We start from the raw sequence: 24,967 nt of genomic DNA, 5'->3' as shown, positions 1-24,967 counted from the left end.
GCTAGACCTTGGTGCTGAGTGCACGACCGATGATGTGGTTGAGTGCGGACACCACCGAGTCGCCCGTCACGACGGTGTACAGGATCGCGCCGAAGGCCGCTGCCGCGATGGTGCCGATTGCGTACTCGACCGTCGACATGCCCGACTCGTCGCTCGCCAGCATCGTCAGACGTGTGGCGATCACCCGGAACTTGTTGCGCATCAATGTATTCCTTCCTCATATCAATCCCGACTGCAAAACATCTCCGGCCAACCCGGCGACCACCGGAACGATGCCGAGGCACACGAAGGCCGGTAGGAAACACAACCCGAGCGGTCCCGCGATCAGCACTCCCGCCCGCTCCGCGGCAGCTGCCGCCGCGGCTGCGGCGTCGTGGCGAGACTGCACCGCGAGTTCGGCAACGCCATCGGCGAGGGCGGCCCCCGAAGACGACGATCGACGAGCCAGCCGCAGCAGGCCGTCGATTTGGCCGTCGGTTTCGCCCCGATCCGCCGGCGTCGACCATGCGACGGACGGGTCGGCACCCAGCGCGAGCAGATCCGCGGCGCGCCGCAATGCCAGCGCAAGTCGCGGCGGCGCGGATGCGGCGGTCGCCGACGCGGCCGTCGCGACGGCCATACCCGCCAGCAGGCACACCGCGAGCACGTCCAGGCTCGACGCCATCCCCAACGGATCCGGGCCGCGCCGACCCTCGCGGCGGCGCCGGGACGGCCGCGGCAGCAGCCCCGCACGAGCGCGCACCACCGAAGGGCCCGCACCGATCAGCAATGCCACGGCTAATAGCGCCGCCGAGACGCTCACGTCGCGGCCGCGCGATCGGTGATCCGGTCCGACCACCACAGTCCCGCGCAGGTCAGCGTCACGCCCGCCAGCAGAAACCATCCGCCCGCACCGCCCCCGAACAGGAATTGCAGCGGCCGGGCGCCGATCAACTGCCCGAGCAGCAGGCCCAGCAGCGGCAGCCCCGCAAGGATGGCCGCTGTCGCGCGGGCACCCGCCATATCCGACTCGACCTTGGCCGAAAACCGTTGCCGCTCAGCAATGTCACGCTGAGCCGCCCGCATCAGCGTGGCGATCGCCAAGCCATGATCGCTGGCCAGCTGCCAGCACACCGCCAGCCGCTCCCAGTGTTGCGGCAGCACCGACGATCCCGCCGCGGCACGCAATCCGGCGGCGACGTCGGCGCCCAACCGGGCTCGCGCCGCTACCGCCCGCAGGCCCGCTGACACCGCGCCGGTGGTCTCACCGGCTGCGACGTCGAATGCGAGAACCGGGTGGGCGCCCACCCGCAGTTCACCAACCAGCACGTCGAGGCCCGCTTCCAGCGCCCGCCCCGCGGCGGCGGCGCGCCGAGCGCTGACGCGACGGCGAAAACGGAGGCCTACGACGACGCTTACCAAGGCGACCGATAACACCGTCGTCAACGGCAGCAGAAACGCCGCGACGACGCCGACGCACCCGGACGCCCACAGTGCCGCCCGCGACCCGATCGCGATTCGCCGGCCCGGCGGTGTCACGGGGACCAACCGGGCCCGCGGCGACGCGGGCGATGCCAGCAGCGCCAACGACAACAACAGCGCCGCAAGTTGCAGTCCCGTCATGCCGGCATCCGAGTCCGTAGCACCGCGTCCAACTCGGCGGCAGCGTCCATGCTGCCGTGGTCGGCGTGCCACGCTGTGACCACCCGGACCAACCCGCCCCCGGACCGGCGCAACAGCGCGATCTCGCCGAGCCGTCGCCGTCCGGCGCCGTCCCGTGTCATGTGCAGGAGCACCTGCACCGCGGCGGCGAGTTGACTGTGCAGAGCGCCGCGGTCGAGTCCGCCGAGTGCGCCGAGTGCCTCCAATCGGGCGGGTACCTCGCCCGGGCTGTTGGCATGCAGCGTGCCCGCGCCCCCGTCGTGCCCGGTATTGAGAGCGGTCAACAGATCGACCACCTCGGCTCCCCGGACCTCTCCCACAACGATCCGGTCGGGACGCATCCGCAGCGCCTGTCGCACCAGCTGACGCACCGTGACCTCGCCGGCACCCTCCACGTTGGCGCATCGCGCAACGAGCTTCACCAGGTGCGGATGATGCGGGGCCAGTTCGGCGGCGTCCTCGACGCATACGATCCGCTCGCCCGGCGAGACGGCACCCAGCATCGCCGCCAGCAGCGTCGTCTTGCCGGCTCCCGTGCCACCGCAAACCAGGAAGGCCAGCCGCGCGCCGATGATGCCGGACAGCAGTTCAGCGGCCCGCGGTGCCACGGTGCCCGCAGCCGTCAGGGCCTCCAGGTTCTGGGTGGCCGGCCGCAGCACCCGCAGAGACAGGCAGGTACCTCCGGCTGCCACCGGTGGCAGGACGGCATGCAGGCGCACTGCGAATCCACCTGCCCCGATCCCGGTCAGCTGTCCGTCCACCCACGGCTGGGCATCGTCGAGCCGGCGGCCGGCGGCCAACGCCAGCCGTTGCGCAAGTCGCCGCACCGCAGCCTCATCGGCAAATCGAATATGGCTGCGCTGCAAACCATTTCGATTGTCTATCCAAATCTCGTCCGGCGCCGTCACGAGTACGTCGGTGGTGTCGTCCGCGCATAGCAGCGGTTCGAGGATGCCGGCGCCGGTCAATTCCGTCTGCAGCAGCCGAAGGTTGGCGAGCACCTCCGTGTCGCCGAGTACTCCCCCGGATTCGGCGCGGATCGCCGCGGCGACCACACTGGCGCGCAGCGGACCGGGCTCGGCGGCCAGCCGCTCCCGCACGCGCTCGATCAACGAGCCCTTCACGCCGCGCTCCTGCCGAGCGCGCCACGCCTGCTCGGCAAGACTGCAAGTACCGAGCGTGCCGCCACAGCCAGCGGGCTTCGCCGCCCCAATCGCAGGCCGCCCCGCTCGAGCTGGTCGGACAACCCCGGCTCGGCACGCATCGACGCCAGCAGCGGTGCTCCGGCGATGTCGGCAACCTCGGTGGCCAACAATCCGCCCGGCGCCGGCCCGCGGACCACCAATCCGAGGTTGGGATTGATGGCCGTCAGCACTGGGACGAGCGCCGCGGTGGCCGCACATCCCCGCACATCGCAGCGGCTGACCAGCACCACCAGTTCGACGCTGTCCAGGGCGGCACGGGTCGCCTCGGTCAGACGCCGCGGGAGATCACACACCACCGTGACGCCGCCGCGGCGGCCCGCGTCGATGATCGCGGCAACCGGGCCGGGCTCCAACTCATAGCCGCGCCGGGTGCCCGAGAGGACGCTCACCGCGTGATGCCGCGGGAGCGCCTCGCGGATCGCCGGCCAACTCAGCCGTCCACCCTGAAGTGCCAGGTCGGGCCACCGCAGTCCGGGAGTGGACTCCCCTCCGATCAGCAGATCCATGCCACCGCCCCACGGGTCGAGGTCGATCAGCAGCGCGTTGCCCGCACTGTGTGCCAGGGCGGCGGCGAACAGCGAGGCCCCGGCACCGCCACAGCCTCCGATGACTGCCACGCCCTCGCCGTCGCGGCCGTGGTCACGCGCCGACTCCGCGGCTTCAGCGAGTTCGGCGACCAGCTCGCGCTCCTGTTGCGGCAGCTGCAGCACCCGCTCGGCACCCACTGCCACCGCGGCCGCCCAGGCGGCCGCCTCTGCGTCGCCGCCCGTGACCACGCTGACGTGGGCGCGCCGCGGAAGTGCGTCCCGGCCGCACCGCTCGGCCGCCGCCCGATCGAGCACGACAGCCGCGGCCGCAGACCACGACTTGCGGCTCACCGAACCTCGCTCGCCGGTATGTACCACCCGGACCCCGACGGCTGCGGCCACCCGGTCGATTTCTTCGCGCAGATGTGGTTCCGCCACGATCGCCAGGACGCCCGATCCGCTGGAATCGGCGAGGGAACCGCCCGGGGAAAGTTCGTTCACCACTCCACCGTGCGGGGCGGACGGTATTGGACACCAGTGCCAAAGCGGGATCTGTGGAGAAAGACCGGTCTGTGCACCGAGTCGTTCGCTGGGCACTGGTCCGTTCTGGAAAGGACGTCGTTCCCGCAACGCATGTGTTGCGGGATTTCACTACCCGGGAGAAGATTTTTTACCCCAGAAAAGGGACGACCCCCGCCAGGGGGGGAGGAGGCGGAGGTCGTCGTGTATCAGCCCCGGGGGGTCGGGCTGATACACCCTCGGCTCAAGGCCGAGCAATGCTTACTATACACATGCCAGCCGGGATTCACGCAAGTACTCCGCGCAAGGAAATAAGGGCTTGAGCCGTGTAAATGCGGTGGGCTCAAAGACAACAGCCGTATTCAGCCGTCCGGTTTCGGCTCAACATCGCAGCCCTGCGGGTTCGCCGACCTATGCTGGACTGGTGACCGTCCCCGACGAGGCCGCGCCGCAGCAAATCTCACCGCAAACATCGGAGCCGGCGCCACCGAGTGCCCGCACCGCTGCCTTCTTCGACTTGGACAAGACCATCATCGCCAAGTCGAGCACCCTGGCGTTCAGCAAACCCTTCTTCGCACAGGGTCTGCTTAACCGGCGGGCGGTGCTGAAGTCGAGCTATGCGCAGTTCATCTTCCTGCTTTCCGGCGCCGATCATGACCAGATGGATCGCATGCGCACCCACCTGGCCAACATGTGCACGGGATGGGACGTCGCGCAGGTGAAGTCGATCGTCGCCGAGACGCTGCACGACATCGTCACACCGCTGGTGTTCGCCGAAGCGGCCGATCTCATCGCCGCGCACAAATTGTGCGGCCGCGACGTCGTCGTGGTGTCCGCGTCGGGTGAGGAGATTGTCGGCCCCATCGCCCGCGCCCTGGGCGCCACCCACGCAATGGCGACCCGCATGGTGGTGGAGGACGGAAAGTACACCGGTGAGGTCGGCTTCTACTGCTACGGCGAGGGCAAGGTGCAAGCGATCCGCGAGTTGGCCGCCCGCGAGGGCTACCCGCTCGAACATTGCTATGCGTATTCCGACTCGATCACCGACCTTCCGATGCTGGAGTCCGTGGGCCACCCGTCGGTCGTCAACCCCGATCGCGGACTGCGCAGGGAAGCCCTCGAACGCGGCTGGCCCGTGTTGTCGTTCTCCCGTCCGGTATCGCTGCGCGATCGCATCCCCGCGCCCTCGGGTGCCGCGATCGCGACCACCGCCGCAGTGGGTGTCACCGCGGCGGCCGCCGGCGCGGTGACGTATGCGTTGTTGCGCCGCTTCGCCTTCTAGCGCTCTCACCGCAGCAAACACTTAGTGGACGCAATTAATTTGCGTTGCACAACTTTGACACGTCTAGGCCTTGCTGTGCCTGTGGTCTAGTAGTACAAAGGAGTCACGGCAGCCTGGTGAGGCCAAGGTCGATCCGGAAGAGAAGGTTCGATCTCCCAACCCGGGCACCCAGCACGGTTCCCGGCACCCACGCGGAGTCATAGCCACTGATATGGCAGAAGTGTTGCGGGCCTGCGTAATTGCGAAGAATGGAATGCCCCGACGGCCCTTTGGGTGGGGTCGCAGCAGGAAGTGTCGCAAACGCGCCGAGGCCACCCACGCAGCCCAGAAATGCACGCTTGGTAACCGAGAACCGTGTTGGCGGGCGGCGATTCGATAAATTCGGATCGCCGCCCGCTTTGCATTTCCGCATCGTTTTTGCAGCGACCCGCCAGCTACCCTCGGGGAATCGATTCCGCGATCGCCAGCGCCTCCTGCGCGCCCGACCTCATCGCCCGGCAACACAGCACCAGCCAGGCCGCGACACCCTCGGAAGTCCCCTCGGCGAACTTCGTCGCGGCGTCGCGGTAGGCCGCCGGCTGGCGCATCCAGGTCACCTCGGGCACCCCGAGCCCGTGTGGATCCAACCCCGTGGCGATGGTCACCAGACGCGACACTCCGCGTGCCACCACGCCGTCGGCACTGCCGAACGGCCGCAGCGTCAACAACTCACCGTGCGCCACCGCAGCGACCACCGGCGCCGAGGCCTGAGTGGGACGGCTGACCACTTCGGCCAGCAACTCCAGCCGCCGCCCGATGTCGGTATCGGTTCGCGGCCGGCCCAGCCGATCATCGTCGACCAGATCGGCTGCGGCGAGCACGTGCAACCGAGCCAGCGCTTGCAGGGGCGCCCTCCGCCAAACCGCGACGAGCGCTCCCCCACCGCCTTCGAGGGCCTGGGCCACCCGGAGCGCACCGGCGAACACCGGGTCGCTGATCCCGCCGCCTTCGGACACCGTGTCGGCCAGATCGTCCATCCGCACCGGGCCGCCGTCGAGGACCGACGATGCCCGGGCCGCCCGCAAGGATGCCTCCGCGGCGGTCACGGGCCAGCCGCGCAGGTTGGCGCGGTGCCGGTGAGCGCGGCCGAGCGCCTCGCGGGCCCGGTCGCTCGCTTCGGCGACGCCGGGCAGTTCCATCAGCGGAGCCAGCGGGTCAGTCACAGGTTGCCAACCTATCGGGGCCCGGCCGGGGCGCCGGGAATGGCCTCCAACAGTTGGCGCGTGTAGCCGTGGGCGGGCCTGGTGAACACCGCTTCGGTCGGCGAATGTTCCACCACCTTGCCGGACTGCATCACCAGCACGTCATCGGAGATCTGCCGCACTACCGCCAGATCGTGGCTGATGAACAGGTAGGTCAGCCCCAGGTTGGCCTGCAATTCGCCCAGCAGGTCGAGGATCTGCGCCTGCACCAGGACGTCGAGCGCCGACACCGCCTCGTCGCAGACGAGGACGTCCGGTCGCAGCGCCAACGCCCGCGCGATCGCGACCCGCTGCCGCTGGCCCCCGGAAAGCTCGCGGGGCAGCCGGTCGAACACCGACGACGGCAGTGCCACCTGCTCCAGCAGCTCGCGCACCGCCTGCTCGCGCTGCCGGCGGTCGCACACCCGGTGAATCCGCAGTGGCTCCTCGATGGCGCGAAACACCGAGTACATCGGATCCAGACTGCTGTACGGGTTCTGGAACACCGGCTGGATGCGGCGCCGGAATGCCAGCGTCTTGCGCACCGCGCCGACGTCGGTTCCGTCGAAGACAACGCTGCCAGACGTCGGTGGCAGCAGACCGAGCACCATGCGTGCCACGGTCGACTTCCCGGAGCCGGACTCCCCCACCACCGCCAGCGTGCTGGCCCGTCGCACCCGGAAGGACACCCCGTCGACCGCACGAAATTCCGTCCGCCGCCAGGGCACTCCGCCGGATTCCGGGTAGACCTTGGTCAGCCCCGACGCCACCAGGATGTCGTCCTGGGCGCGGGCATGTTCGGCCGCCTCGGTCGCAACCCGCTCCCGAATCTGCGCGGCGCGTTTGTCTCGCGCGGTCACAGACGGGGCCGCGGCCACCAGCCGCCTGGTGTACTCGTGCCTCGGCTCGCGCAGAATGGCTTGCGCGGCACCGGATTCGACGACCGTTCCGTGGTGCATGACGACTACGCGCTCGGCACGCTCGGCGGCCAGCGCCAGATCGTGGGTGATCAGCAGCAACGCGGTTCCCAGTTCATCGGTGAGCCGCTGCAAGTGGTCGAGGACCTGCCGTTGCACGGTGACGTCCAGCGCCGACGTGGGTTCGTCGGCGATCAGCAACTGTGGCCGGCCGGCCAGGCCGATGGCGATCAGCGCGCGCTGACACATGCCGCCGGAGAGTTGGTGCGGGTACCGCCCGGCCTGCTTGCCCGGGTTGGGCATGCCGGCGTCGGCGAGCAACTGCACCGCGCGCCGCCGCGCATCGCGCCCCTCGGTGTTGACCCGCAGCGCCTCGCGGACCTGGAAGCCGACCTTCCACACCGGATTGAGATTGGTCATCGGATCCTGTGGCACATAGCCAATTTCGCGTCCGCGGATGGACCGCATCAGGCGCCGGCCGGCACCGGTGATGTCCTGCCCGTCGAACATGATGCGACCGGCGGTGATTCGTCCGCCGGGTGACAACAGCCCGAGGATCGCGGCCGCTGTGGTGGATTTCCCGGAACCGGATTCGCCGACGACGGCCACGGTCTGGCCGCGGCGGACGCTGAGATCGACGCCGCGGACCACCGGTTCGCCGCTGCCGAACCGCACCTGCAGACCCTCGACCGACAGCAACCCCTGACCGGTCATGCCCGCCACGCCCGGGATGCCGGATCCAGCCCGTCGCGCAACGCGTCGCCCATCATCATGAACGCCAACACGGTAATCGCCAGGGCGCCAGCGGGATAGAAGAGAATGGCGGAGCCGGCTCGCAGCCGCATCTGCGCCACGTTGATGTCGCCGCCCCAGGACACCACCGTGGTCGGCAGCCCGACCCCGAGATACGACAAAGTCGCCTCGGTGACGATGAAGACTCCGAGTGCGATGGTGGACACCGCGATCACCGGGCCGATCGCGTTGGGCACCACGTGGCGTAGCAGAGTGCGAAAACTGCCCAGGCCCAACGCCTTCGCTGCCAGTACATAGTCGCGGCCACGCACCTCGAGCACCGAGCTGCGCGCGATGCGCGCCACTTGCGGCCACCCGAACAGAGCCAGTATCGCGACCACCGTCCATACCGTGCGATGGTGCATGACCTGCATCAGCACAATGGCGGCCAGCAACAACGGCAATGCGAAGAACACGTCGGTGATGCGCGAGACCAACGCGTCCACCCAGCCCCCGTAGAAACCGGCCAGCGCGCCCAGGGTTCCACCGACGACGAATACGGCCAGCGTGGCGCCCAGGCCGACGGTGACCGAGGCGCGCGCGCCATACACGGTGCGCGCGTATATGTCGTGGCCCTGAAGGTCGGTCCCGAACCAATGCGTGGCCGACGGCGGCAGCAGACTCTGGCCGGGGTCGGCGTAGCCGGGATCGGCACCGGTGAACAACGCCGGAAATGCGGCGACCAGCAATATCAATCCGATCAGCACCGCGGCGACGACGAACTTGGGACGCCTATACATAACGGATCCGGGGGTCCAGCGCCGCATACAGCAGGTCCACCAGCAGATTGCTGATCAGATAGATCAACACCAGCACCGTCACGATCGACACGACCGTCGGCGCCTCCTGACGGGTGACCGCCTGGTACAGCACGCCGCCGACGCCGTGAATGTTGAAAATCCCTTCGGTCACAATCGCTCCGCCCATCAACGCACCGAGATCGGCGCCGAGGAAGGTGACCACGGGGATCAGCGAATTGCGCAGGATGTGGACCGTCACGACCCGCGGCCGCGACAGCCCCTTGGCGGTGGCGGTTCGCACGTAGTCGGCATGCGCATTCGCGGCGACGGCGGAGCGCGTCAACCGCACCACATACGCGAATGACACCAGACCCAGCACGATCCCGGGTAGCAGCAACCGCCCGAAAGTGGCCCGTCCGCCGACGGTGACCGGAGCCCAGCCCAGCCGGACGCCGAACACGAACTGCGCCAGAAAGCCCAGCACGAATATCGGGATCGCGATGATGACCAGTCCGGTGACCAATACCGTGGCATCGAAGATGCCGCCCTGGCGCAGTCCGGCGACCACCCCGAAACCGATGCCGAGCACTCCCTCCACCACGAGTGCGATCAGCGCCAGCCGGATAGTCACCGGAAAGGCATGTGCCAGAACAGCACTGACCGGCAGACCGGAGTAGGCGCGGCCCAGGTCGCCGTGCACCAAGCCGCCCAGGTAGCGCAGGTACTGCACCAGGAACGGATCGTCGAGGTGGTAGCGGGCCCGCAGTTGCGCGGCCACTTCCGGACTCAGCGGCCGATCCCCGGCGATCGCGGCCACCGGGTCGCCGGGCAGCAGGAACACCATGCCGTAGATCATCAGCGTGGCGCCCAGGAAGACCGGGATCATGACGGCGACCCGGCGCAGCACATACCAGTACATCAGCGCATCACGCCCTTCACGATGTTCTCGTAGTCGGGCAGCCCGTTCCAGGTGGGCTTGACGTTGCTGACCTGGCTCGACCATCCGATGACACTGATGTAGTACCACAGCGGCACGGCGGGCATGTCGTGCAACAGGATTCGTTGTGCCACGTTGGCCAGCACATCGGCCTGACGCAAGTCCGGCGCGGCTTCGGCGGCCGCCAGTGCGGCGTCGAATTCCCGGCTGGAATATCCGACGTCGTTGGACCCGGCTCCGGTGGCGTAGAGCGGCGCCAGGAACTCGATCATCGACGGATAGTCACCGATCCAGCCGGCGCGAAACGCGGAGTCGATGGTGCGGTTCGTGATCTGGGTCCGGAATCCGGCGAAGGTCGGCTGCGGTGCGCCGACCGCGTCGATGCCCAGGGTGTTCTTGATGCTGTTGGCCACCGCGTCCACCCACTCCTGATGGCCGCTGTCGGCGTTGTAGGCGATGGCGTAGCTACCGTTCCACGGCGCCATCGCATTGGCCTGCGCCCACAACTGGCGGGCACGTTCAGGATTGAAGTCCAACGCTTCGTTGCCCGGGATGTGCGGGTCGAAGCCCGGCAGTGAACTTGCGGTAAAGTCACGCGCCGGACTGCGGGTGCCGTTGAAGATCTGCTGACAGATCTGTGGGCGGTTGATCGCCGCCGCTATCGCCAACCGGCGCAGCCTGCCTTCTTCGCCGCCGAAATGCGGTAGCCGCAAGGGCGTATCGAGCGACTGGCTGACGGCCACCGGCCCCTTCACGGCGTTGCCGCCCAGGTCGCGCTGATAGATGGTCAGTGCGCTGGACGGAATCGTATCCAGCACATCGAGATTGCCCGACAGGAGATCGGCATACGCGGTGTCCAGATTGGCGTAGAACTCGAACCGGAGTCCCTTGTTCCTGGGTTTGCGGTTGCCGTGATAGTCGGGGTTGGCCGCCAGGTCGATCTTGACGTTGTGTTCCCACGCCGGTTCGTCCGGACGGTCGTCCAGCTTGTAGGGACCGTTGCCCACCGGATGCCGACCGAACGCCGCCATGTCGCGAAAAGCCCACGAGGGCAACGGATAAAACGCGTTGTGGCCCAGACTCAACATGAAATCGATGGTCGGCGCCCGCAACCGTACGGTGAACTCGAGGTCGTTGACCACCCGCAGCCCGGACATGGTGGTCGGCTTGCCGTCGCCTGCGGCCGCCGATAACCCGTCGAAACCCTCGATCGGGCTGAAAAACTGCTGCTGCAGTTGGGCATTGACGCTTGACGCGCCGTAGTTCCACGCATCGACGAACGAGTGGGCCGTGACCGCAGATCCGTCAGTGAATTTCCAGTCCGGCTTGAGGACGATCCGGTAGTTGATGTTGTCGACGCTCTCGATCGATTGCGCGACCTCCGGCGAGGATCGCCCGGCGGCGTCGTAGGACACCAGGCCGGCGAACAACCGGTCGATGATGCGGCCACCGTTGCTGTCATTCGTGCCGGTCGGGATCAGTGGATTGGGGGGTTCACCGCCGTTGACCACCACCACGTCAGGTGTGAGCATTCCGCCGCCGCACCCGGCCAGGCACGCAGCCACGAGCAGGACAGCCAGCACCACCCGCATCGTCCGGCCCACAGGACCGACCCTAGAGCGTGCTATGACGGTGGCGCCGGTTCGATGACCACCTGGGTTACCGGGTGCACCTGCAACTGGCAGCTGTCGATCGCCGCCGGCACGGTGACCGGATCGCCTCCACCGGGCGGGACGACGCTCAGGTCGGTGTAGTTGGGACACGGGTCGCCACTGGCATTGACCGACATGCCCTCGACCACCGCCTCCGCCCGCTGCGAGGGCGACACCGTGACGGTCGGCGGCACGTCGAGGCCGCTCGGCAGCCCACCCATGTATCCGCGCAGCGTGGGCTGCGCCGTGACAAGCGGTCCCCCGCTTCCCGACTCCACTCTGGGGTAGCCGCTGAGCGTGCAGGGCTCCGCGCCCGGGGCCGGCGCGAATATCAGGGTCACCGCGCGGTGGCCCACCGCCGCCTCGGGCCCGGCGGCGGTCACCACGACCTGCCCTGCGGAGCATGGCGCGACGTCAGTCGGCGCCGCCCACCCGGGCGGGGCCGTAATGCCCGCGCCGACCACCAGAACAGCGACTAACCGAAATGCGGGTGCCATGAGACGAATTGTCCGGCAGATGGACTCCCGGTGACGAATCGAAGCCCGTCCGTGTCCGCACCGCCGCGGAGTTACGCTCACACCCGTGACCGCTACCGAAGCAGAGCACCCCGGTTCCTACCCGCCTCCAACGCAGTTCGCCGAACAGGCCAACGCCCGGCCGGAGCTGTACGAGCAGGCCGAGGAAGACCGGTTGGCGTTCTGGGCCGCCCAGGCCGACCGGCTGTCGTGGGAGACGCCCTACACCGAGGTGCTGGACTGGTCGGACGCGCCGTTCGCCAAGTGGTTCGTCGGCGGCAAGCTCAACGTCGCCTACAACTGCGTGGACCGGCACGTCGAGGCCGGCAACGGCGACCGGGTCGCCATCCACTGGGAAGGCGAACCGCAGGACCAGCGCCGCACCCTGACCTACGCGCAGTTGCAGCACGAGGTGTGCAAGGCCGCCAACGCGCTCACCGACCTCGGCCTGGTCGCCGGCGACCGGGTCGCCATCTACCTACCGCTCATCCCCGAAGCCGTGATCGCGATGCTGGCCTGCGCACGGCTGGGCGTCATGCACAGCGTGGTATTCGGCGGCTTCACCGCGCACGCCCTGCGGACCCGGATCGCCGACGCCGACGCCAAACTGTTGATCACTGCCGACGGGCAGTTCCGCCGGGGCAAGCCGGCGCCGCTGAAGGAAGCCGCCGACGAGGCGGTGTCGGTCGAGGACAGCCCCGTCGAACACGTTCTGGTGGTGCGGCGCACCGGCATCGACGTCGCGTGGAACGACGATCGCGACCTGTGGTGGCACGACGTCGTGGACAAGGCCTCGCCCGAACACACCGCCGAAGCGTTCGACGCCGAGCAGCCGTTGTTCCTGCTGTACACCTCGGGCACCACCGGCAAACCCAAGGGCATCGTGCACACCAGCGGCGGCTATCTGACGCAGTGTGCGTACACGATGCACGCCATTTTCGACGTCAAGCCGGAGACCGACGTGTTCTGGTGCACCGCCGACATCGGCTGGGTCACCGGGCACACTTACGGCGTCTACGGCCCGCTGTCCAACGGCATCACCGAAGTACTGTACGAAGGCACACCCAACACCCCCAGCGAGCACCGCCACTTCGAGATCATCGAAAAATACGGTGTCACAATCTATTACACGGCCCCGACGTTGATCCGGACGTTCATGAAGTGGGGCCGCGACATCCCGGACGCGCACGATCTGTCGAGCATCCGGCTGCTCGGTTCGGTCGGCGAGATCATCAACCCCGAGGCGTGGCGGTGGTACCGCGACGTCATCGGTGGGGGCCGGGTGCCGGTGGTGGATACCTGGTGGCAGACCGAAACCGGCTCGGCGATGATCTCGCCACTGCCCGGCGTCAGCGAGGTCAAACCGGGTTCGGCCATGACCCCGCTGCCGGGGATCTCGGCCAAGATCGTCGACGACCACGGTGAACCGTTGCCGCCGGATGCCGAAGGGGAAGCCCACGTCACCGGCTACCTGGTGCTGGACCAGCCGTGGCCGTCGATGCTGCGCGGCATCTGGGGTGACCCCGAGCGATACCGCAAGACGTACTGGTCGAAGTTCGCCGACAAGGGCTACTACTTCGCCGGTGACGGTGCCCGCTTCGACCCCGACGGCGCGATCTGGGTGCTGGGCCGCATCGACGACGTGATGAACATTTCCGGGCACCGCATCTCCACCGCGGAGGTGGAATCCGCGCTCGTCGGACACCCCGGCGTGGCCGAGGCGGCCGTCGTCGGGGTCACCGACGACACCACCGGCCAGGCCATCTGTGCGTTCGTCGTGTTGCGTTCCAACTACGACGTCAGCGAAGGGACCGTCGAGGAGTTGCGCGGCGAGGTCGCCCACGAGATCTCGCCGATCGCCAAGCCGCGCGAAGTACACATCGTGCCCGAGCTGCCGAAAACCCGCAGCGGCAAGATCATGCGCCGGTTGCTGCGCGACGTCGCCGAGAACCGCGACCTGGGCGACACGTCAACACTGTTGGATCCCAACGTGTTCGACGCTATCCGCGAAGCGAAGTAATTCAGGCGATCGGAACGAACCCCGAGCCCGGGCGGTTCTTGGCGACGATGTCGTCCAGGTCGGTGTTGATCGACATCACCACCGCCGGCGTGTGCAGCGGGATGTACTTGGTGACGCAGCTGGGCAGGCTGTCACTGAAGGCGCCGTGGATCATTCCGACCAGCAGGTTGTCGACGGTCACCGGGGCTCCGGAGTCACCGGGGCCACCGCAGACCTGCATCAGGATGCTGCCCGGGTCCTGGCCCGGACCCCAGGTGACGCCGCACGAGTTGCCGGTGGTGCGGCCCTGCTTGCACGCGACCTGACCGAAAACCGGCTCCGGGCCGATCCCGTTGATCGCGAAGCCGTTGACGTTGTTCACCGGGTTGACCTTGGCGGGATCGAATTTGATCACCGCATAGTCCAGCCCGTCGTTGCCGGCGACCATCGTGCCGACCTGGCCGCGGTTCTCGGCGCCCTCGGCGGCCACCGGCGCACCGGGGCCGCCGCAGTGGGCAGAGGTGAATCCAATGAGGTCGTTGAACTTGTCGTGACCGATCGCGGTCAGCGTGCACAGCGTGCCGGTGTTGACCACGATGCCCGATCCACCCCCCAGGGCGACCTTGTCGTCTGCGGATGCGGTCTTCGCCGGCAGGAACAGAAGGCCCAAGAAAACGGCCAGGACGGCCGCGGCAGAAGCCGATTTCACGCCGCTTCGCGCCTTCTGCAAAGTGATACCCCGTTCGGTTGTCAAAGATTGGAGTGAGGAATCTCAGACCAGTGGGCCAGTGTAGAGGATCAATGCATACGTCCCGCCGCACTTGCGACGGCCCTCGGCTGGCCTCGTCCGGCCTCGCGCCGCATGGCAACATAAACCGCGACTACGCGCACTGCGCGGCCCAGAGGGACACCGCGGGCCGCGAGACGGAGAGGACGGTCTGTGAGCAAACCCGATCGAAAGAACGGTGTGCCGAGCACGCTGACCACGATCCCGTTGGCCGACCCGCATGCCAGGGCCGGTGAGCCGTCGGTCGGTGACCTGATCAAGGATGTCACGACCCAGATGTCGACCCTGGTGCGCGCCGAGGTCGAATTGGCCCGCGCGGAGATCACCCGCGACGTCAAAAAAGGCCTGACCGGCAGCGTCTTCTTCATCTCCGCCCTGGTCGTGCTGTTCTATTCGACCTTCTTCTTCTTCTTTTTCCTCGCCGAGCTGTTGGACAACTGGCTGTGGCGCTGGGCGGCGTTCCTGATCGTCTTCGGCATCATGGTCGTCGTCACGATTGCGCTGGCGCTGTTCGGCTTCCTGAAGGTCCGCAGGATCCGCGGGCCGCAGAAGACCATCGAATCGGTCAAAGAGGCGCGCACCGCCTTCGCCCCCGGCCACGACAAGACCCCCGCGGGCCCCAAGCAGCTCCCGGAGCACCACGGCAAACACGAGAAGCCGGAGAACAACGCCCCCACCGATCCCTCGGGCTGGTAAGTGCCGGCTCCAGATCCGTCGGTCGTCCGCATCGACGGGCCTTGGCGCCATCTGGATGTGCACGCCAACGGCATCCGGTTCCACGTCGTCGAAGCCGACGCCGGCAACCCCAACGGCGCCGGCACCGGTCGGCCCCTGGTCATGCTGCTGCACGGCTTCGGATCGTTCTGGTGGTCGTGGCGCCACCAGTTGCGCGCCCTCGCCGGAGCCCGCGTGGTCGCCGTCGACCTACGCGGCTACGGGGGCAGCGACAAACCGCCCCGCGGCTATGACGGCTGGACGCTGGCCGGCGATACCGCCGGGCTGATCCGGGCACTCGGACATTCCTCGGCGACGCTGATCGGCCACGCCGACGGCGGACTGGCCTGCTGGGCCACCGCACTGCTGCATTCCCGGCTGGTGCGCGGCATCGCCGTGATCAGTTCGCCGCACCCGGCGGCGTTGCGACGGTCCACCCTCACGCGCCGGGACCAGGGCCGCGCGCTGCTGCCGACGCTGCTGCGGTACCAGGCTCCGTTATTGCCCGAGCGACTGCTGACCAGACACGACGGCGCCGAGATCGAGCGTCTCGTCCGCAGCCGCAGTGGCCCCAAATGGCTTGCGACTGAAGACTTTTCGCAGACGATCCGGTACCTGCGCCAGGCCATCCAGATCCCGGGCGCCGCGCACTGCGCACTGGAATATCAGCGATGGGCGGTGCGCAGCCAGCTACGCGGGGAAGGCCACCGGTTCATCAAGTCGACCACCGCGCAACTAGGTGTGCCCCTGCTGCACATCCGTGGCGACGCGGACCCCTACGTCCTGGCCGCGCCCGTCGAACGCACCCAGCGCTACGCGCCGCACGGGCGCTATGTATCCGTGGCCGGGGCAGGCCATTTCAGCCACGAAGAGTCACCCGAGGAGATCAACCGGCTGCTGACGCGATTTCTGGCCAAGGTGCAGCAGGTCAGCTGACGCAAGCCCCGGTGCTCACCGGCGCGCTGGCGCCGATCTTGGAGAGCTGGCCGGCCACCTCCTCGGCCGTCAGCACGAAACCGGTGTCCGCGTCGTCCACGGCCGCACCGAACACCACCCCGAGCACGCGGCCGTCGAGGTCGATCAGCGGCCCGCCCGAATCGCCCTGCTCCACATTGGCCCGGATGGTGTAGACGTCGCGGGTCACCTGCTGCGGGCTGCGGTAAATATCCGGCCCGCTGAGCTTGATGACCTCCCGGATGCGCGCCGGGGTGGCCGTGAAGTTGCCACCGCCCGGATAGCCCAGCACCACCACGTCGGTACCGGTCTTCGCGGGGGTGTCGTCGAACACCAGCGGCGCGGACGGCAGACCCGGGACAGCCAGGATCGCGATGTCCACCTGCGGGTCGTAGGAGACCACCGTGGCGTCGTAGTTCTTGCCGTTGGCCTGCAGCGAGACGCTGCTGGAGCCGGCCACCACGTGCGCATTCGTCATCACCCGCTCGGGTGAGATCACGAAGCCGGTGCCTTCGAGCACCTTCTGACAACTCGGCGCCAGGCTGCGTACCTTGACCACACTCGGCGCGGCCGCCGCCACCACCGGGTTGTTGGCCAGTGCCGGGTCCGGCGAGGCAACCGGTATCACCGGGGTACGGCTGAACGGCTCCAGCACCGCGGGCAGGCCAGAGGTGTTCAGCAGCGCCGAAAGGCGTTTGGGCACCGTCTTCAGCCAGGTCGGCGCCACCTCGTTGACCTCGGCGAGCACCCGTGAACCCCGGACCGCGGCGGCCAGTTCCGGCTGGTCCTTCGATTGGGTCAAAGGCGTCGCCAACAGCCAGGCGGCGGTCAGCACCACCATCAGCTGCACGCCGACACCGATGACGGAGTCGATGGTGCGGATCGGCCGGTTGCGGATCGCGCCGCGCACCGCGCGTCCCAGCACCACGCCGGCGACCTCACCGACCACCACCAGCGCCAGGATCAGGAACAGCGCGGCGAACAGCTTGGCCCGCGGAGCGGCGATATGGCTGACGATGTGCGGCGCCAGCAGCACGCCGGCCACCGCACCCAGCACGACTCCGGCGAACGAGAGCACCGAACCCAGCGCGCCGGAACGCCACCCGGAGATGGCGGCGATGAACGCGACCGCCAGGACGGCGATGTCCAGCCACTGCGAGGGCGTCATGGAATTCATCGCAGCCCGCCCCTCAGCCCGTCCGAGTCACCGACCAGCACCATCGCGTCGTCCAACTCGCGGATGTCGTCGGTGTCCCAGGGCTGCGCCCAGCCCGCGACGTCGAGTACCGCAGAGATCACCTGGCCAGTGAAGCCCCACACCAGCATCTGGTTCAGCAGAAACGCCGGTCCGGCCCAGCGGCGTCCCAGGGTGCCCCGATAGACCATCAGCCGATTCTCCGGGTTGATGAAAGCCCGCACCGGGACCCGGGCGACGATCGCGGTCTCGGCGTCGTTCACGACCGTCACCGGGCCGGGGTCAGGCGAGTAGGCCAGCACCGGGACGACGTGGAAGCGCGACGGAGCGATGAAGGTCCGTTCCATGGTCACCAGGGGGTGCAGCCTCCCGGTGTCGATACCGGTCTCCTCGCGCGCCTCCCGCAGGGCGGTGGCAACCGGGCCCTCGTCGCCGGGGTCGGATGCGCCGCCCGGGAAGGCGGCCTGCCCGGCGTGATGACGCAGGGTCGAGGCCCGCACGGTCAGCAGCAGGTCGGCGTCGTCGGGAACGCCGCCGTCGGCGGCACCTGACTCCGGTCCCGAGAAGAGCACCAGCACGGCGGCGTCCCGGCCGCCCCGGCCCAACGACTTGGCGGCCGTCACCATGGCCAGTACGTCAGCCGGCAGCCGGCGACGGTATGCATCGGGAATCTGGTCGACGTTGTCGATCAGCGGCCGCAACCAGGCCGGGCCGGCGTCAGGAGTGAGTGCGACCGTCCCCCGCTCGCGCGCGGTACCCGCAGCAGTCACCGGCACCTCATCTGATTCGTTCACCCCGCCTCACTCCCCGACCGCGGCCGCAATCTCGTCGGCGCTGTCGAATGCCCGCGGCAGGGTCTGCGCAACGCTACCGTCCGGCCGCAGCACGACCGTCGCGGGCATCACGTTTGCCACCCGCAGCGCGGCCGCCACCCGGCGGCGACCGTCCTGCAGCGTCGGCAGATGAACGCCCAGCTCGGCCAACCGCAGCAGGGCAGCCGTCTCGTTCTCGTCCTGATGCACCGTCACCACCGTCACGTCGGAACCCGCCCGACGTTGATACTCGGCCATCGCGGGCAATTCGGCAGCGCACGGCCCACACCAGTAGGCCCAGAGGTTGATCACCACGCGCCGTCCCGCCAGCGCCTTCGCCACGTCCACCGCGGAACCGTCGGCCGCACATTCGGCCACCACGCCCTGCAGGACCGGGACGCCCGGCCCTGTCCCCGGGGCCGGACAGGGCGCCAGCGCGGCCCGTTGTCGCGGTCCGGCCAGTGCCTCGGCGGTGTCGGCATCCCGGTGTTCGCGCCCGGCCTGCCCCTGCGGGGTCGTCGGCGGCGCCGCGTCGTCGTGCAATTGCGCCACCAGCGCCACCACCAAAGCGACCACCACCGCCACGACCGCAATGGTCCAGCGGGCAGCACCGGAGAGCCCCTTCATGCCGCGAGCGGCTACAACCCGGCCAGGGCCAACAAGTGGTCGGTCTCCGGGCCCTGGACGAGTGGAGCGGCCAGCAATGGCTCGGTGGGGCCAAGCCCGTAGGTCGGGCAGTCCTTGGCCAGGACACACACCCCGCACGCCGGCTTACGGGCGTGGCACACCCGGCGGCCGTGGAAGATCACCCGGTGGCTGAGCAGGGTCCATTCCTTGCGTTCAATCAGTTCGCCGACGGCGTGCTCCACCTTGACCGGGTCTTCTTCGGCGGTCCACCGCCAGCGGCGCACCAGCCGGCCGAAATGGGTGTCGACGGTGATGCCGGGGATGTCGAAGGCGTTGCCCAGGATGACGTTGGCGGTCTTGCGGCCGACCCCCGGCAGCGTCACCAATTCCTCCATGGTGTGGGGCACCTCGCCGTCGAACCGCTCGACAAGAGTCTGGCCCAGTCCGATGAGCGAGGTGGCCTTGTTGCGGAAGAAGCCGGTGGGGCGGATCAGCGCCTCCAGCTCGTCGCGATCGGCCTGCGCATAATCCAGCGCGGTCCGGTACTTCACGAACAGCGGCGGCGTCGTCAGGTTCACCCGCTTGTCGGTGCTCTGCGCCGACAGGATCGTCGCGACGGCGAGCTCGAGCGGCGTGGTGAAGTCCAGCTCGCAGTAGACGTGCGGAAATGCCTGCGCCAGCGTCCGATTCATCCGGCGCGCCCGTCGCACCAAACCGGTGCGGGTTTCGTTGGCGAAGCGCTTGGCGACCGCCTGCTTCGTCCCCTTTTCCTTGACTGGGGACGACTTAGCCGCTGACACCTACGACAGAGTACTGATTTCGTAATCTGGCTGAGACCTTGGCCATGTTTACTCGATTTGTGTTGTGGTTGCTGGTGGCCTGCATCCCCGCGTTGCTGATGTTGGCCGCGCTGGGGCTGGGGCGGCTGGAAAAGTCACTCGCCCATGACACCGTGACCGCCTCCGATGTCGCCGATTTCCTCGATCACGCCGACGCTGTCGACGTCCGTACGCTGGCCCGCGAGGGGATGCCGGAGGCGCTGGAGCTGCTGCACCGCCGTCAGGCGCTCGGACTTGAAGCCGCGCCGCAGCCCAGAGCGCTGACCGGGCGGCATCACGCCGAGACATTCTTTGCCGCCGACATGGTCGGGCGTATCGAATCCGGCCTGCCGACCCGCATCCAGGGGCGGTATCTGAGCAATACGCAGTTTACGGTGATTCGACACGTTAATCGTGTGTAGCGTTGGCAGGCCGCACCGTTTGGCCTACCTTTAGACTCGTGTCGGCCGTCACAGGTTGGCCAGCCCGTATCTACTCGTCGGAAACTGAAGAGGCAAGAAGAGGCAACGTGGACGAGATCCTGGCAAGGGCCGGAATCTTTCAAGGGGTTGAGCCCAGCGCAGTCGCCGCACTGACCAAGCAGTTGCAGCCCGTCGACTTTCCCCGCGGACACACCGTTTTCGCTGAGGGTGAACCGGGTGACCGGCTCTACATCATCGTCGCGGGCAAGGTGAAGATCGGTCGTCGCTCACCCGATGGGCGGGAGAACCTGCTCACCATCATGGGCCCGTCGGACATGTTCGGTGAGCTGTCGATCTTCGACCCGGGCCCGCGAACGTCGAGCGCAACGACGATCACCGAGGTGCGTGCGGTCTCGATGGACCGCGACGCGCTGCGGGCGTGGATCGCCGACCGTCCGGAGATCGCCGAGCAGCTGTTGCGCGTCCTGGCCCGCCGGTTGCGGCGCACCAACAACAACCTGGCCGACCTGATCTTCACCGACGTGCCCGGCCGGGTGGCCAAGCAGTTGCTGCAGCTCGCACAGCGTTTCGGCACCCAGGAGGGTGGCGCCATGCGCGTCACCCACGACTTGACCCAGGAGGAGATCGCCCAGCTGGTTGGCGCGTCCCGGGAGACGGTCAACAAGGCGCTGGCCGATTTCGCGCACCGCGGGTGGATTCGCCTGGAGGGCAAGAGCGTGCTCATCTCGGACTCCGAGAGGCTCGCGCGCCGAGCGAGGTAAGCGCGCGCGCCCAGCGCGCGTCCGCGACACTTATCTGAGGTACAGAACACGCCGGCGCAGGTGTGCGTGGTTTCAATTTCGGCGCGCCAAACCGCCCGGACGCGCGACGTGCCGGAAACCGGCGCCGCAGCCGCTACGCCCGCAGGTAGTCCAGCTGCACCTGCACCGACCACTCAGCGGCGTCCCACAGCTTCTCGTCGACGTCGGTGTAGACGTGTTCGACGACCTGGCGGGCGCTGGCATCCTCGCCGAGTTCGCGCAGCGCCGACCGCACCTGCTCGAGCCGCTCGTTCCGGTGCGCCAGATACCCCTGGGCAACCGCGTCGAGAGCCGGCAGTTCCGGCCCGTGTCCAGGCAATACCGCCCGCCGTCCCAGCCCGCGCAGCCGGTGCAGCGATTCCAGGTAGGCGGTCAGATTGCCGTCTTCCTTGTCCATCACGGTGGTGCCGCGCCCCAGCACTGTGTCGGCCGTCAGCACCGCGTCCTCGAGCACGAACGACAATGAATCGGCGGTGTGCCCGGGCGTCGACATCACGGTGATCCGCAGACCGGCGGCGTCGATCACCTCGCCGTCGACCAGCTCGCCGCCGAACCCGCGCAAGAACCCGCTGCCCGCCGAGCGCACCGTCGCCCCGGTGAGCTCGACCAGCTTGTCGATGCCGTCGGTGTGGTCCCCGTGCCGATGACTGATCAGCACCAGAGTGATGCGGCCCAGGGCGGCCACCCGTGCGATGTGCTCGTCGTCATCGGGTCCCGGGTCCACGATCACCAACTCGTCGCTGCGCGGACCACGCAGCACCCAGGTGTTCGTGCCTTCCAGCGTCATCAGGCCGGGGTTGTCGCAGAGCAACACCGAGGCGGTATCGGTCACCGCCCGCAGTTGGGCGTAGGCGGGATGGGCGAGCGCTGACCCGGCCACGGCCGCTACCCGACCTCCACGATCATTTCGACTTCCACCGGCGCGTTCAGCGGCAGCTCGGCGACACCCACCGCCGAGCGTGCGTGCACACCGTTGTCGCCGAACACCTCGGCAAGAAGTTCTGAAGCGCCGTTGACGACGCCCGGCTGACCATGAAAGCCCGGCGCGGAGGCGACGAATCCGACCACCTTCACCACCCGGGTCACCGAGTCCAGACCCGCCACGGAATCCACCGCGGCGAGCGCATTGAGGGCGCACACCCTGGCCAGCGCCTTGCCCACGTCGGGGGCGACGTCAGCGCCGACTTTGCCGGTGGCACTCAACTTTCCGGCGACGAGCGGCAACTGGCCGGCGGTGTAGACGAGATTTCCGGTGCGCACTGCCGGCACGTAGGCCGCCAGCGGTGCCGCCACCTGCGGAAGCGTCAGGCCTAGCTCCTCCAGGCGTGCTTTCGCGCTCATCCGGCCGGACCCTACTTGGGGCGCTTGAGGTAGGCGACGTGCTGCTCGCCGGTGGGGCCGGGCAACACCGCGACCAGCTCCCAGCCGTCGGCGCCCCACTGGTCGAGGATCTGCTTGGTGGCGTGGGTGAGCAGCGGAATCGTCGCGTACTCCCATGTGGTGGGTTGGGTCATGGTCGCGAGCTTATCGGGCAAAACAGCAACGGCTAGCATGCGATGGTGGCAAACACATCGAGCGGCGGTAGTACCGTCGGGTGGCCCTCGCGGTTGTCGAAGGCTCGCCTCCATTTCGTAACCGGCAAGGGCGGTACCGGAAAGTCGACCATCGCGGCCGCCCTGGCGCTGACCCTGGCGGCTGGCGGGCGCAAGGTCCTGCTGGTGGAAGTCGAAGGGCGCCAAGGGATTGCCCAGCTGTTCGACGTCCCGCCGCTGCCCTACCAGGAACTCAAGATCGCGACCGCCGAACGCGGCGGCCAGGTCAACGCGCTGGCCATCGACATCGAGGCCGCGTTCCTGGAGTACCTCGACATGTTTTACAACCTGGGCATCGCGGGCCGGGCGATGCGCCGCATCGGCGCCATCGAGTTCGCGACCACCATCGCGCCCGGGCTGCGTGACGTGCTGCTCACCGGGAAGATCAAAGAGACGGTGATCCGGGTCGACAAGAATCGCCTGCCGGTCTACGACGCGATCGTCGTCGACGCACCCCCGACCGGCCGCATCGCCCGCTTCCTCGACGTGACCAAGGCGGTGTCCGACCTCGCGAAGGGCGGACCGGTGCACTCGCAGGCCGAAGGCGTGGTCAAGCTGCTGCATTCCGACCAGACGGCCATTCACCTGGTGACGCTGCTGGAAGCGCTGCCGGTGCAGGAAACGCTGGAGGCCATCGAGGAGCTCGCCGAGATGGAGCTGCCGATCGGCAGCGTCATCGTGAACCGCAACATCCCCGCCTACCTGGGCAGCGACGACCTGGCCAAGGCCGCCGAGGGCGTGGTGGACGCCGACGCCGTGCGTTCCGGGTTGGCGACGGCCGGAATCGAGCTCGAGGACGCCGATTTCGCGGGCCTGCTGACCGAGACCATCGAACACGCCACCCGGATCAGCGCTCGCTCGGAGACCGCCCAGCAGCTCGAGTCGCTGCAGGTCCCCAGGCTGGAGCTGCCGACGATCTCCGACGGAGTCGACCTGGGCAGCCTCTACGAGCTTTCGGAAGTACTTGCGCAACAGGGAGTTCGGTGACATGACGCAGCCACACAAGCCGCAAACCCTTGATATGGCCTCGATTCTGGCCGATACGACCAATCGGGTGGTGGTGTGCTGCGGCGCGGGCGGCGTCGGCAAGACGACCACCGCGGCGGCGATAGCACTGCGCGCGGCCGAATATGGGCGCACGGTAGTGGTTTTGACTATCGACCCGGCCAAGCGACTCGCACAAGCGTTGGGAGTCAACGACCTTGGCAACACGCCGCAACGTGTTCCGCTGGCTCCGGAGGTGCCCGGCGAGCTGCACGCGATGATGCTGGACATGCGCCGCACCTTCGACGAGATGGTGGTCCAGTACTCGGGATCCGAACGGGCGCAATCGATTCTGGACAACCAGTTCTATCAGACGGTCGCCACCTCCCTGGCCGGCACGCAGGAATACATGGCCATGGAGAAGCTGGGACAGCTGCTGGCCCAGGACCGCTGGGACCTGGTGGTGGTGGACACACCGCCGTCTCGCAACGCCCTGGATTTCCTGGACGCCCCCAAGCGTCTGGGCAGCTTCATGGACAGCCGGCTGTGGCGCCTGCTGCTCGCACCCGGCCGTGGCATCGGGCGGCTCGTCACCGGTGCGATGGGTCTGGCCATGAAAGCGATGTCGACAATCCTGGGCTCGCAGATGCTGGGCGACGCGGCGGCGTTCGTTCAGTCGCTGGACGCGACGTTCGGGGGCTTCCGGGAGAAGGCTGACCGCACCTACGCGCTGCTGAAGCGGCGCGGCACCCAGTTCGTGGTCGTCTCGGCCGCCGAGCCCGACGCCTTGCGCGAGGCGGCTTTCTTCGTCGACCGCCTGTCCCAGGAAGGGATGCCGCTGGCCGGGCTGGTCCTGAATCGCACCCATCCGCTGCTGTGTTCGCTGCCGGTCGAGCGGGCGATCGACGCCACCGAAAAGCTCGAGGCCGAGGCGAACGGTTCCGAGGCCGCGTCCCTGGCGGCCGCCGTGCTGCATATCCATGCCGATCGCGGTCAGACGGCCAAGAGGGAGATCCGGCTGCTGTCCCGGTTCACCGGCGCCCACCCCCATGTGCCCGTCGTCGGAGTGCCCTCGCTGCCGTTCGACGTCTCCGACCTGGAGGCGCTGCGCGCCCTGGCCGATCAGATCACGTCCGCTTGATCGCGCGCTGACCTGCGACGATGCTTCTGCGCACGGCCGTTATTTGACGCCCATTCAACGGCGGACCCGAACAACATCAGTATCTACTGCCCCAAAAACCCCGCTGACCTGCGTTAATGCAGCGATCCGGATAGTTCGTCCTGCTAAGCTGTAA

The 24,967-nt window shown here is 68.1% G+C and carries 27 protein-coding genes; 8 read left to right on the top strand and 19 right to left on the bottom strand.

Going from position 1 to position 24,967, the window contains the following annotated elements; all coding sequences use genetic code 11:
• Position 1: 1 nt before the first annotated feature.
• Genes QXK92_RS27755 through ssd form a run of 5 tightly spaced genes read right to left on the bottom strand, consistent with a single transcriptional unit; the run spans position 2 to position 3,814 of the window.
• The gene (locus QXK92_RS27755) at positions 2 to 202 is read right to left on the bottom strand and encodes a DUF4244 domain-containing protein (protein ID WP_306247162.1); all 201 of its coding nucleotides are present in this window, start codon (positions 200 to 202) and stop codon (positions 2 to 4) included.
• 15 nt (positions 203 to 217) lie between these two features.
• A complete protein-coding gene (locus QXK92_RS27750) occupies positions 218 to 802 on the bottom strand; it encodes a type II secretion system F family protein (protein ID WP_306247160.1) in 585 nt (194 codons plus the stop codon).
• Positions 799 to 1,602 carry a type II secretion system F family protein gene (locus QXK92_RS27745; protein WP_306247158.1) on the bottom strand — a complete coding sequence of 268 codons (804 nt, stop codon included), beginning with the start codon at positions 1,600 to 1,602 and terminating at the stop codon, positions 799 to 801. Before QXK92_RS27745 ends, QXK92_RS27750 begins: the two co-directional genes overlap by 4 nt.
• Positions 1,599 to 2,765, bottom strand: a complete 1,167-nt coding sequence (locus tag QXK92_RS27740; RefSeq protein ID WP_306247156.1) for a TadA family conjugal transfer-associated ATPase — start codon at positions 2,763 to 2,765, stop codon at positions 1,599 to 1,601. Before QXK92_RS27740 ends, QXK92_RS27745 begins: the two co-directional genes overlap by 4 nt.
• Positions 2,762 to 3,814 carry a septum site-determining protein Ssd gene (ssd, locus tag QXK92_RS27735; protein WP_306247982.1) on the bottom strand — a complete coding sequence of 351 codons (1,053 nt, stop codon included), beginning with the start codon at positions 3,812 to 3,814 and terminating at the stop codon, positions 2,762 to 2,764. The genes QXK92_RS27740 and ssd overlap by 4 nt, the downstream gene beginning before the upstream one ends.
• Before the next feature lie 502 nt (positions 3,815 to 4,316).
• On the opposite strand from ssd, the gene QXK92_RS27730 reads away from it, so the two are divergent.
• Positions 4,317 to 5,174: an HAD-IB family hydrolase gene (locus QXK92_RS27730; protein WP_306247154.1), complete on the top strand. Its 858-nt coding sequence runs from the start codon at positions 4,317 to 4,319 to the stop codon at positions 5,172 to 5,174.
• A gap of 434 nt (positions 5,175 to 5,608) precedes the next feature.
• Here QXK92_RS27730 and QXK92_RS27725 read toward each other — a convergent pair whose 3' ends face one another.
• From QXK92_RS27725 to QXK92_RS27700, 6 genes are read right to left on the bottom strand one after another with little or no spacing between them, the layout of a single operon-like run.
• On the bottom strand, positions 5,609 to 6,352 hold the full coding sequence (locus QXK92_RS27725; protein ID WP_306247979.1) for an oxidoreductase: 744 nt from the start codon (positions 6,350 to 6,352) through the stop codon (positions 5,609 to 5,611).
• A gap of 35 nt (positions 6,353 to 6,387) precedes the next feature.
• Complete coding sequence (locus tag QXK92_RS27720; protein ID WP_306247977.1) at positions 6,388 to 8,025, bottom strand: ABC transporter ATP-binding protein; 1,638 nt, start codon at positions 8,023 to 8,025, stop codon at positions 6,388 to 6,390.
• Positions 8,022 to 8,870 (bottom strand): ABC transporter permease, encoded by an 849-nt coding sequence (locus QXK92_RS27715; protein WP_306247152.1) that lies wholly within the window; start codon positions 8,868 to 8,870, stop codon positions 8,022 to 8,024. Before QXK92_RS27715 ends, QXK92_RS27720 begins: the two co-directional genes overlap by 4 nt.
• On the bottom strand, positions 8,836 to 9,762 hold the full coding sequence (locus QXK92_RS27710; protein WP_306247150.1) for an ABC transporter permease: 927 nt from the start codon (positions 9,760 to 9,762) through the stop codon (positions 8,836 to 8,838). The genes QXK92_RS27715 and QXK92_RS27710 overlap by 35 nt, the downstream gene beginning before the upstream one ends.
• Positions 9,762 to 11,372 carry an ABC transporter substrate-binding protein gene (locus QXK92_RS27705; protein WP_306247974.1) on the bottom strand — a complete coding sequence of 537 codons (1,611 nt, stop codon included), beginning with the start codon at positions 11,370 to 11,372 and terminating at the stop codon, positions 9,762 to 9,764. The genes QXK92_RS27710 and QXK92_RS27705 overlap by 1 nt, the downstream gene beginning before the upstream one ends.
• A 32-nt stretch (positions 11,373 to 11,404) precedes the next feature.
• The gene (locus QXK92_RS27700) at positions 11,405 to 11,929 is read right to left on the bottom strand and encodes a DUF4232 domain-containing protein (protein WP_306247148.1); all 525 of its coding nucleotides are present in this window, start codon (positions 11,927 to 11,929) and stop codon (positions 11,405 to 11,407) included.
• 85 nt (positions 11,930 to 12,014) lie between these two features.
• Here QXK92_RS27700 and acs point away from each other — a divergent pair, with 85 nt between their 5' ends.
• A complete protein-coding gene (acs, locus tag QXK92_RS27695) occupies positions 12,015 to 13,967 on the top strand; it encodes an acetate--CoA ligase (protein ID WP_306247147.1) in 1,953 nt (650 codons plus the stop codon).
• Between the two features lies 1 nt (position 13,968).
• Here acs and QXK92_RS27690 read toward each other — a convergent pair whose 3' ends face one another.
• The gene (locus QXK92_RS27690; RefSeq protein WP_306247145.1) at positions 13,969 to 14,655 is read right to left on the bottom strand and encodes a S1 family peptidase; all 687 of its coding nucleotides are present in this window, start codon (positions 14,653 to 14,655) and stop codon (positions 13,969 to 13,971) included.
• A 231-nt stretch (positions 14,656 to 14,886) separates the two neighbouring features.
• Between QXK92_RS27690 and QXK92_RS27685 the strand changes: the two genes are divergently transcribed.
• The gene (locus QXK92_RS27685; protein ID WP_306247143.1) at positions 14,887 to 15,429 is read left to right on the top strand and encodes a phage holin family protein; all 543 of its coding nucleotides are present in this window, start codon (positions 14,887 to 14,889) and stop codon (positions 15,427 to 15,429) included.
• Positions 15,430 to 16,383 carry an alpha/beta fold hydrolase gene (locus QXK92_RS27680; RefSeq protein ID WP_306247141.1) on the top strand — a complete coding sequence of 318 codons (954 nt, stop codon included), beginning with the start codon at positions 15,430 to 15,432 and terminating at the stop codon, positions 16,381 to 16,383. It abuts the gene before it with no gap.
• On the opposite strand, the gene marP is transcribed toward QXK92_RS27680, so the two are convergent.
• From marP to nth, 4 genes are read right to left on the bottom strand one after another with little or no spacing between them, the layout of a single operon-like run.
• On the bottom strand, positions 16,376 to 17,569 hold the full coding sequence (gene marP, locus QXK92_RS27675; protein WP_306247140.1) for an acid resistance serine protease MarP: 1,194 nt from the start codon (positions 17,567 to 17,569) through the stop codon (positions 16,376 to 16,378). The two genes, QXK92_RS27680 and marP, sit on opposite strands and share 8 nt — an antisense overlap.
• Before the next feature lie 5 nt (positions 17,570 to 17,574).
• On the bottom strand, positions 17,575 to 18,390 hold the full coding sequence (locus tag QXK92_RS27670) for a CoA pyrophosphatase (protein ID WP_306247137.1): 816 nt from the start codon (positions 18,388 to 18,390) through the stop codon (positions 17,575 to 17,577).
• Positions 18,391 to 18,396: 6 nt separating this feature from the next.
• A complete protein-coding gene (locus QXK92_RS27665; protein ID WP_306247135.1) occupies positions 18,397 to 19,035 on the bottom strand; it encodes a TlpA disulfide reductase family protein in 639 nt (212 codons plus the stop codon).
• 11 nt (positions 19,036 to 19,046) lie between these two features.
• The gene (gene nth, locus QXK92_RS27660) at positions 19,047 to 19,727 is read right to left on the bottom strand and encodes an endonuclease III (RefSeq protein WP_306247972.1); all 681 of its coding nucleotides are present in this window, start codon (positions 19,725 to 19,727) and stop codon (positions 19,047 to 19,049) included.
• A 152-nt stretch (positions 19,728 to 19,879) separates the two neighbouring features.
• On the opposite strand from nth, the gene QXK92_RS27655 reads away from it, so the two are divergent.
• Entirely contained in the window at positions 19,880 to 20,275 is a 396-nt protein-coding gene (locus QXK92_RS27655) for a hypothetical protein (RefSeq protein ID WP_306247970.1), read from the top strand.
• A 107-nt stretch (positions 20,276 to 20,382) separates the two neighbouring features.
• Positions 20,383 to 21,057 carry a cAMP-activated global transcriptional regulator CRP gene (gene crp, locus QXK92_RS27650; RefSeq protein WP_036362963.1) on the top strand — a complete coding sequence of 225 codons (675 nt, stop codon included), beginning with the start codon at positions 20,383 to 20,385 and terminating at the stop codon, positions 21,055 to 21,057.
• A 133-nt stretch (positions 21,058 to 21,190) separates the two neighbouring features.
• Here crp and QXK92_RS27645 read toward each other — a convergent pair whose 3' ends face one another.
• From QXK92_RS27645 to QXK92_RS27635, 3 genes are read right to left on the bottom strand one after another with little or no spacing between them, the layout of a single operon-like run.
• Positions 21,191 to 21,976, bottom strand: coding sequence for an MBL fold metallo-hydrolase (locus QXK92_RS27645; protein ID WP_306247133.1), 786 nt, complete (start codon positions 21,974 to 21,976; stop codon positions 21,191 to 21,193).
• A gap of 5 nt (positions 21,977 to 21,981) precedes the next feature.
• Complete coding sequence (locus QXK92_RS27640; protein WP_306247131.1) at positions 21,982 to 22,437, bottom strand: RidA family protein; 456 nt, start codon at positions 22,435 to 22,437, stop codon at positions 21,982 to 21,984.
• 11 nt (positions 22,438 to 22,448) lie between these two features.
• Positions 22,449 to 22,610 carry a DUF4177 domain-containing protein gene (locus QXK92_RS27635; protein WP_120794267.1) on the bottom strand — a complete coding sequence of 54 codons (162 nt, stop codon included), beginning with the start codon at positions 22,608 to 22,610 and terminating at the stop codon, positions 22,449 to 22,451.
• Between the two features lie 42 nt (positions 22,611 to 22,652).
• Between QXK92_RS27635 and QXK92_RS27630 the strand changes: the two genes are divergently transcribed.
• Both QXK92_RS27630 and QXK92_RS27625 read left to right on the top strand, forming a co-directional pair.
• Entirely contained in the window at positions 22,653 to 23,675 is a 1,023-nt protein-coding gene (locus tag QXK92_RS27630) for an ArsA family ATPase (RefSeq protein WP_306247129.1), read from the top strand.
• A gap of 1 nt (position 23,676) precedes the next feature.
• Positions 23,677 to 24,813, top strand: coding sequence for an ArsA family ATPase (locus QXK92_RS27625; RefSeq protein WP_306247127.1), 1,137 nt, complete (start codon positions 23,677 to 23,679; stop codon positions 24,811 to 24,813).
• Positions 24,814 to 24,967 lie beyond the last annotated feature (154 nt).

This window comes from Mycobacterium sp. TY815, assembly GCF_030755135.1.
GTDB lineage: Bacteria > Actinomycetota > Actinomycetes > Mycobacteriales > Mycobacteriaceae > Mycobacterium.
The sequence above is the reverse complement of the archived record's forward strand: the minus strand, read 5'-3'. Positions and strand labels throughout refer to the sequence as shown.

What these genes read in the sequence shown, in the direction of transcription:
- QXK92_RS27755 (WP_306247162.1), bottom strand. Translation starts at nt 202, where the DNA reads ATGCGCAACAAGTTCCGGGTGATCGCCACACGTCTGACGATGCTGGCG.
- QXK92_RS27745 (WP_306247158.1), bottom strand. Translation starts at nt 1,602, where the DNA reads ATGACGGGACTGCAACTTGCGGCGCTGTTGTTGTCGTTGGCGCTGCTG.
- QXK92_RS27725 (WP_306247979.1), bottom strand. Translation starts at nt 6,352, where the DNA reads ATGGAACTGCCCGGCGTCGCCGAAGCGAGCGACCGGGCCCGCGAGGCG.
- QXK92_RS27720 (WP_306247977.1), bottom strand. Translation starts at nt 8,025, where the DNA reads ATGACCGGTCAGGGGTTGCTGTCGGTCGAGGGTCTGCAGGTGCGGTTC.
- QXK92_RS27715 (WP_306247152.1), bottom strand. Translation starts at nt 8,870, where the DNA reads ATGCGGCGCTGGACCCCCGGATCCGTTATGTATAGGCGTCCCAAGTTC.
- QXK92_RS27710 (WP_306247150.1), bottom strand. Translation starts at nt 9,762, where the DNA reads ATGTACTGGTATGTGCTGCGCCGGGTCGCCGTCATGATCCCGGTCTTC.
- QXK92_RS27705 (WP_306247974.1), bottom strand. Translation starts at nt 11,372, where the DNA reads ATGCGGGTGGTGCTGGCTGTCCTGCTCGTGGCTGCGTGCCTGGCCGGG.
- QXK92_RS27700 (WP_306247148.1), bottom strand. Translation starts at nt 11,929, where the DNA reads ATGGCACCCGCATTTCGGTTAGTCGCTGTTCTGGTGGTCGGCGCGGGC.
- marP (WP_306247140.1), bottom strand. Translation starts at nt 17,569, where the DNA reads ATGACGCCCTCGCAGTGGCTGGACATCGCCGTCCTGGCGGTCGCGTTC.
- QXK92_RS27665 (WP_306247135.1), bottom strand. Translation starts at nt 19,035, where the DNA reads ATGAAGGGGCTCTCCGGTGCTGCCCGCTGGACCATTGCGGTCGTGGCG.
- nth (WP_306247972.1), bottom strand. Translation starts at nt 19,727, where the DNA reads ATGAATCGGACGCTGGCGCAGGCATTTCCGCACGTCTACTGCGAGCTG.
- QXK92_RS27655 (WP_306247970.1), top strand. Translation starts at nt 19,880, where the DNA reads ATGTTTACTCGATTTGTGTTGTGGTTGCTGGTGGCCTGCATCCCCGCG.
- QXK92_RS27640 (WP_306247131.1), bottom strand. Translation starts at nt 22,437, where the DNA reads ATGAGCGCGAAAGCACGCCTGGAGGAGCTAGGCCTGACGCTTCCGCAG.
- QXK92_RS27635 (WP_120794267.1), bottom strand. Translation starts at nt 22,610, where the DNA reads ATGACCCAACCCACCACATGGGAGTACGCGACGATTCCGCTGCTCACC.
- QXK92_RS27630 (WP_306247129.1), top strand. Translation starts at nt 22,653, where the DNA reads ATGGTGGCAAACACATCGAGCGGCGGTAGTACCGTCGGGTGGCCCTCG.
- QXK92_RS27625 (WP_306247127.1), top strand. Translation starts at nt 23,677, where the DNA reads ATGACGCAGCCACACAAGCCGCAAACCCTTGATATGGCCTCGATTCTG.